This is a genomic window from Ruegeria sp. AK4 (assembly GCF_056541025.1).
In genome coordinates, this window is record NZ_JBQFXS010000032.1 from 20737 (window position 1) to 27290 (window position 6554).

General features: G+C 58.8%; 7 protein-coding genes and 1 pseudogene. 5 read left to right on the forward strand and 3 right to left on the reverse strand.

What is annotated here, in order from left to right:
* The 4 genes from ACR0EZ_RS24420 (at window position 1) to ACR0EZ_RS24435 (ending at window position 4217) form a co-directional block, all read left to right on the forward strand.
* Window positions 1-684: a GltB/FmdC/FwdC-like GXGXG domain-containing protein gene (locus tag ACR0EZ_RS24420; protein WP_170694318.1), complete on the forward strand. Its 684-nt coding sequence runs from the start codon at window positions 1-3 to the stop codon at window positions 682-684.
* Between the two features lie 20 nt (window positions 685-704).
* Window positions 705-2033: an FMN-binding glutamate synthase family protein gene (locus tag ACR0EZ_RS24425; protein ID WP_170694336.1), complete on the forward strand. Its 1329-nt coding sequence runs from the start codon at window positions 705-707 to the stop codon at window positions 2031-2033.
* A gap of 80 nt (window positions 2034-2113) precedes the next feature.
* Entirely contained in the window at window positions 2114-3442 is a 1329-nt protein-coding gene (glnT, locus tag ACR0EZ_RS24430; RefSeq protein WP_170694319.1) for a type III glutamate--ammonia ligase, read from the forward strand.
* 64 nt (window positions 3443-3506) lie between these two features.
* Complete coding sequence (locus ACR0EZ_RS24435) at window positions 3507-4217, forward strand: type 1 glutamine amidotransferase (RefSeq protein ID WP_480617400.1); 711 nt, start codon at window positions 3507-3509, stop codon at window positions 4215-4217.
* On the opposite strand, the gene ACR0EZ_RS24440 is transcribed toward ACR0EZ_RS24435, so the two are convergent.
* Window positions 4218-4652, reverse strand: coding sequence for a group II truncated hemoglobin (locus ACR0EZ_RS24440; protein WP_480617404.1), 435 nt, complete (start codon window positions 4650-4652; stop codon window positions 4218-4220). It abuts the gene before it with no gap.
* Window positions 4653-4793: 141 nt separating this feature from the next.
* On the opposite strand from ACR0EZ_RS24440, the gene ACR0EZ_RS24445 reads away from it, so the two are divergent.
* Window positions 4794-5639, forward strand: coding sequence for an EamA family transporter (locus ACR0EZ_RS24445; protein WP_480617401.1), 846 nt, complete (start codon window positions 4794-4796; stop codon window positions 5637-5639).
* On the opposite strand, the gene ACR0EZ_RS24450 is transcribed toward ACR0EZ_RS24445, so the two are convergent.
* Complete coding sequence (locus tag ACR0EZ_RS24450) at window positions 5602-6102, reverse strand: hypothetical protein (RefSeq protein WP_480617402.1); 501 nt, start codon at window positions 6100-6102, stop codon at window positions 5602-5604. The genes ACR0EZ_RS24445 and ACR0EZ_RS24450 overlap by 38 nt on opposite strands.
* Window positions 6099-6554, reverse strand: a pseudogene (locus tag ACR0EZ_RS24455) (bifunctional methylenetetrahydrofolate dehydrogenase/methenyltetrahydrofolate cyclohydrolase); the annotation flags it as partial. The gene ACR0EZ_RS24450 and the pseudogene ACR0EZ_RS24455, both read right to left, overlap by 4 nt.

Consider the following 6554-nt stretch of genomic DNA (forward strand, 5'->3'; position numbering starts at 1 on the left):
ATGCAAACCTATGATCTTGAAGCAGACGGCCTTCGTGGGTTGAACGCCACCTTGCAGTCGCAATCCACCGAGACCAACCAGACCCATTGGGAAGTCGTGAACCCCAAAGGCAGCCACGCGATTGCCGTCGGGCTGGATGCGCCTATCGAAGTGACGGTCAAGGGCTCAACTGGCTATTACTGCGCAGGAATGAACCAACAGGCGACGGTCAAGGTCGAAGGCTCGGTTGGGCCTGGCGTGGCCGAGAACATGATGTCCGGTCAGGTCGTTGTCGAAGGCGACGCCAGCCAATATGCTGGCGCCACCGGCCACGGCGGTTTGCTGGTCATCAAGGGCAACGCAAGTTCGCGCTGCGGCATCTCGATGAAAGGAATCGACATCGTGGTGCATGGTAATATCGGTCATATGTCGGCCTTCATGGCGCAGGCCGGTAATCTTGTGGTCTGCGGTGATGCAGGCGATGCACTGGGGGATTCGCTTTACGAGGCGCAGCTGTTCGTGCGCGGCTCGGTCAAGAGCCTGGGCGCCGATTGCATCGAGAAAGAGATGCGCCCCGAGCATCTGGATATCCTGAAGGACCTGCTGGACCGCGCGGGCGCGGATGCCAGCCCCGAAGAATTCAAACGCTACGGTTCCGCCCGTCAGCTTTATAACTTCGACGTCGACAACGCCGCTGCTTACTGAGGAAGAAGGGTATGAAAGACATGGACGATCAGATCCCCCGCACCCTGCCGATTCAGTCGGCGACATTCACCAATCCGATCAATGCGGAAATCCGCCGCGCTGCGGCCACGGGAATTTATGATATCCGCGGCGGAGGAGCCAAACGCAAGGTACCGCATTTCGATGATCTGTTGTTTCTGGGCGCCAGCATCAGTCGCTATCCGCTCGAAGGTTACCGCGAGCGCTGCGACACCTCGGTAACGTTGGGCACGCGCTTTGCAAAAAAGCCGATTGAACTGGACATTCCGATCACCATTGCGGGTATGAGCTTTGGCGCCCTGTCCGGCCCTGCGAAAGAAGCCCTGGGCCGCGGCGCATCAGCGGCGGGCACGTCGACCACCACCGGCGACGGCGGCATGACGCCCGAGGAACGCGGCCATTCCAGTAAACTGGTCTATCAGTATCTGCCCTCGCGCTATGGGATGAATCCCGATGATCTGCGCAAGGCCGACGCAATTGAGGTCGTTGTTGGTCAGGGCGCAAAACCCGGCGGTGGCGGCATGTTGCTGGGTCAAAAGATCAGCGACCGCGTCGCGGAAATGCGAACCCTACCCAAAGGCATCGACCAGCGCTCGGCCTGTCGCCATCCCGACTGGACCGGCCCGGATGATCTGGAAATCAAGATCCTCGAACTGCGCGAGATTACCGGCTGGCAGGTGCCCATCTATGTCAAGGTTGGCGCGACCCGCCCCTATTATGACACCGCGCTGGCGGTAAAGGCCGGGGCCGATGTGGTGGTGATGGACGGTATGCAGGGTGGCACTGCCGCGACGCAGGACGTGTTCATCGAGCATGTGGGTCTGCCGACGCTGTCCTGCATTCGCCCTGCCGTGCAAGCGCTGCAGGACTTGGGCGTGCATCGCGAAGTGCAACTGGTAATCTCGGGCGGCATTCGCACCGGGGCCGATGTAGCAAAGGCAATGGCCCTTGGCGCCGACGCGGTGGCCATTGGCACCGCCGCGCTCGTGGCGCTTGGCGACAACGACCCGAAATGGGAATCCGAATACCAAAAGCTGGGCACCACCACCGGGGCCTATGACGACTGGCACGAGGGCCAGGACCCCGCGGGTATCACCACGCAGGATCCCGACTTGGCGGCCCGTCTGAATCCGGTCGAGGCCGGACGCCGTCTGCGCAACTATCTCAAGGTGATGACGCTTGAGGCGCAAACCATTGCGCGGGCCTGCGGTCACAATCACCTCCACAATCTCGAACCCGAGGATTTGTGTGCTCTGACGATGGAGGCCGCCGCAATGGCGCGTGTCCCGTTGGCCGGGACAAGCTGGTACCCGGGCAAGGAAGGGTTCTGAACTGATATTGCGCGGCTCCTTAACGGGGGCCGCGTTTTTGCTTTGGAAATTAAAAATTCAACAGGGAAAGGAAAGCCATCGTGACGACAGATCTCGCAGCTTTCGCAAAAGAAAAAGGCGTCAAATACTTCATGATCTCGTTCACCGACCTGTTCGGTGGGCAGCGGGCCAAGCTGGTGCCCGCGCAGGCGATTGCCGAGATGCAGGAAGACGGCGCAGGTTTTGCCGGGTTCGCCACCTGGCTGGATATGACCCCCGCGCATCCTGACATGCTGGCGGTACCGGACCCGTCATCGGTGATTCAGCTACCATGGAAGCCTGAGGTCGCCTGGGTTGCAGGCAACTGCGTGATGGAAGGCAAAGATGTCGCCCAAGCCCCGCGCAACGTGCTGCGCCGTCTGATCGGCGAGGCCGCCGAGATGGGGATGCATGTCAAAACCGGCATCGAGGCTGAATTCTTCCTGCTGACCCCAGATGGTGAGCAGATCAGCGATCCGTTCGATACCGCCGAAAAGCCCTGCTATGACCAGCAGGCGGTGATGCGCCGCTATGACGTGGTGCGCGAGATCTGCGATTACATGCTCGATCTCGGCTGGGGGCCATACCAGAACGACCACGAGGACGCCAACGGCCAGTTCGAGATGAACTGGGAATTTGACGATGTTCTGCGCACCGCCGACAAGCATTCGTTCTTCAAGTTCATGACCAAATCTGTGGCCGAGAAGCACGGGTTCCGCGCCACCTTCATGCCCAAGCCTGTCGAAGGGCTGACCGGTAATGGCTGCCATGCTCATATCTCGGTCTGGGATGCACCCGGAGCGGACGCCAAAACCAACGTCTTCGCCGGCGAAGGCGACGGTCCGACCGGCGAGGTGGGACTTGGCGAACAGGGCAAGTATTTCCTGGGCGGGATCATGAAACATGCCAGTGCGCTGGCAGCGATCACCAACCCGACGGTGAACAGCTACAAACGCATCAACGCACCGCGTACCATGTCGGGTGCGACCTGGGCCCCCAATACCGTGACCTGGACCGGCAACAACCGCACCCACATGGTCCGGGTGCCCGGCCCGGGCCGGTTCGAACTGCGCCTGGCCGACGGGGCCACGAACCCCTATCTGCTGCAGGCGGTTATCATCGCCGCGGGTCTGTCCGGCATCCGCTCCAAAGCCGATCCGGGACGTCGCTGGGACATTGACATGTATGCCGAAGGCCACACCGTCACCGACGCCCCCAAACTACCGCTGAACATGCTCGACGGGTTGCGCGAATACGACAATGATACCGAGTTGAAAGCCATGATGGGTCAGGAATTCTCAAGCGCGTTTCTGAAGATGAAGCATCAGGAGTGGAACTCGTTCGTCAGCCATTTCTCACGCTGGGAAAAGGACCACACGCTCGATATCTAAGAAACTTTGGGGCTGCAGACCGCTGCCGCCCCGATACAGACGCTCGGATGGAGGCCCGTGCCTAATGAATGTCCTGATTTTCCAGCATTCGTCGGGCGAAAACCCCGGAGCGTTTCTGGAGCACATTTCATCATGCGGTGATACGGCCAAAGTCGTGCATCTGTATGATGGCCAACCAATCCCGCAACTCGACGATTTTGATTTGCTTCTGGTTCTAGGCGGCCCGATGGACGTCTGGGAAACCGAGGCGCACCCGTGGCTCGTGCCCGAAAAACAAGCGATCAGGACCTGGATTCAAGACCTCAAGCGACCGTACTTTGGGATATGTCTAGGCCACCAACTTCTGGTTGATGCGTTAGGAGGGAAATGTGTACCTATGCAGAAGCCTGAGATCGGTGTGCTTTTTATCAATTTGACTGACAACACGCGCAGTGATCCGCTGTTCGAGCCCCTGCCCGATCAATTCCGGGTGCTACAATGGCATGGGGTTGAGGCCATTGACCTACCGCCCAACTCATCGGTTCTGGCGCAATCTGATGCTTGCGCTGTACAGGCTTTGCGGGTCTCAGATAGCGCCTGGGGCGTGCAGTTTCACCCCGAACTTGTTCAGGGCACGATCCAATCATGGATGACCGATCCGGCAAATCATCAATGCGCTGTGAATTGGCTTGGGTCCGCAGACGCGGTGCAGACGATGATCTCTGATAGCGACAATATTGCTGCGGAACAATTCAAGATCACATCCAGCCTCTATGCCAGATTGCGACAGATCTGATCAGCCATGAACCTCAAGGTTCTTTCCGCTGTCGGCTTCGACTCTCCAGTCTGGGACATTGTTGACCAGCATCAACGCGGCACGGCGCAGAGTTTTGCGCATTTTGTCCACCACCGGACCGTCCATTCCGCAATCCGCCAACGCGGCGTCAAACGTATCCAGCCAAAGCTCGGCATCGGCCTCGCGTATCGGCACATGCGCATGAATTTCACGCAGGTCCATATGACCAAATCGCTCACGATAATAGGCCCGACCGCCAAGTAACCCGCTCAGAAATTCAAACTGTGCCTGTCTCGTATGAGACAACCCGTGTCCGCGAAAATGCAACCTGTGCAATGAATGTACGGCCGGATCGGTCTCCATGCGGTCGTAGAACCGTTCGACCAGAGCCCGAAGTCGATCTTCACCGCCGATTTGATCCAATGCAGATGACATACGTCTCTTTCCCGAGTTGTAGCCGTCAATAAATATTGCATAACAGGAAAATAAGTTTATCACCAGTGACATGTTGGCGCGGTTGATATCGCAAGATGGGCACGCAATGTGTGGGCATGACCAGATACATGAGGTGACCGGATGAGCGCCCTTGTATTGGGTCTGCTGGCCGCATTATGTTGGGGCTTTCACGATCTTGCCGTGCGATATGTCAGCCAGTCCGTGAGCGTCATCGCCGCGTTGATGGCCGTGCTGGTTGCCGGGGCTGTGCTTCAGTTCGGACTTGTGGCGATCTGGTCCGGGTTTGCCCCCATGCCCGTCGAGGCAGTGTCCTATGCAGTTGCGTCGGGCGGCTTTTACCTGCTGGCTGGCCTCAGCATGTATGCTGCGTTTCAGCGCGGGCCTGTACGTCTGGTCGCCCCGCTTGTCGCCAGCTATCCCGTTTTGTCAGTCACCCTTGCAATATGGCGCGGTTCCGAAGTCAGCATATGGCATTGGCTGGCAATCATCGCCATTGGTTTCGGCGTGTCCATTGTCTCAGCACGATCCAAGGGTGACGGAGCAGAATATCCTGCAGCCAGGCCGACAATTGCCTTTTCAATTCTTGCTGCAATTGGGTTTGCTGCGACATTCGCTTTGGGACAATGTGCAGCCGAACTTGGCAATGAGTTCACCGTTTCGCTGATTGGACGCTTGACCGCCATCCCGGTCCTGGCCGCAATTGCCCTTGCATCCCGCAAGTCGCTTTGGCCGGGCACGCGGGCCCTGCCCCTATTGTGCCTGATGGGCACGCTCGACGCGGTGGCGCTTTTGTGCGTCGTATCTGCCGGGGGGTTGCCCAATGCCCAATACGCATCCGTCGCGGCCTCGATCTTCGGGTTATTGACGGTTGTCCTGGCCTGGGCGATCCTGAGAGAGAAAATGTCAATCTCTCAATGGCTTGGTTGCCTCATAGCTTTTTCCGGAATTGGCTATCTTGCGATTTGAGCATCCGCTTGCCCATTGCAATACCATGAGCCTGATGGGCCACAATCGCGCTGTATGAAACGCAATCAACTTCGCCCGGGCGAACTGGTCCGGGATGATGCCATGCGCCAGGTCGACTGAGATCTTTGTGTCCCTGCAATTCACTTCGCAGGTTGAGAATATCAATATGTGTAGGCGCGTCAGGCAGCAACAAGACAGCATATACATCCACCGCCGCGTTCAATTGCTTGACCTGAGTTCGGCACTTATCCTGCGACATATCCTTGCCCCAGAATTGCTGATCCAACGCCATGCCGGTTTGTGCCGCGCGGGCTAACAACGCGCGGACGCGCGCAGCATTCGACGCCGAATGACCAATGGACACGATCACCATGCGCGCGGCACGGCCCGCATTATACCAATATTGTTGCGCGCTGGCGCAGGCAGACATTCTGCCGGTTGAAGCGCCAGCAGCGAGGCTCACGCTGTTAGGCCTTCAAATTCTGGGAGTTTGTTAGCGCGACAGCATGCAGTGAGTGTGTTGGCCAGCAGGCAGGCGATGGTCATCGGACCCACGCCGCCCGGAACCGGGGTGATCGCCCCCGCACGCTCAGCCGCGCTGGCATAGTCGACATCGCCGACCAGCTTTTTCTTGCCGTCGCGCTCGATCCGGTTGATGCCTACGTCGATCACGGTCGCGCCTTCCTTGATCCAGTCGCCCGGCACCATCTCGGGCCGTCCGACAGCCGCCACGACGATATCGGCGCGCCGCACCACATCCGGCAGGTCCCTGGTGCGCGAATGGGCGATGGTCACGGTGCAACTATCGCCCAGCAGCAATTGCCCCATCGGCTTGCCCACGATGTTCGACCGGCCAATCACCACCGCATCCATGCCCGAAAGCGAGCCATGGTGGTCGCGCAGCATCATCAGGCA

Coding starts and splice junctions, on each gene's coding strand:
- ACR0EZ_RS24420 (WP_170694318.1), top strand. CDS start 1: ATGCAAACCTATGATCTTGAAGCAGACGGCCTTCGTGGGTTGAACGCC.
- ACR0EZ_RS24425 (WP_170694336.1), top strand. CDS start 705: ATGGACGATCAGATCCCCCGCACCCTGCCGATTCAGTCGGCGACATTC.
- ACR0EZ_RS24435 (WP_480617400.1), top strand. CDS start 3,507: ATGAATGTCCTGATTTTCCAGCATTCGTCGGGCGAAAACCCCGGAGCG.
- ACR0EZ_RS24440 (WP_480617404.1), bottom strand. CDS start 4,652: ATGTCATCTGCATTGGATCAAATCGGCGGTGAAGATCGACTTCGGGCT.
- ACR0EZ_RS24445 (WP_480617401.1), top strand. CDS start 4,794: ATGAGCGCCCTTGTATTGGGTCTGCTGGCCGCATTATGTTGGGGCTTT.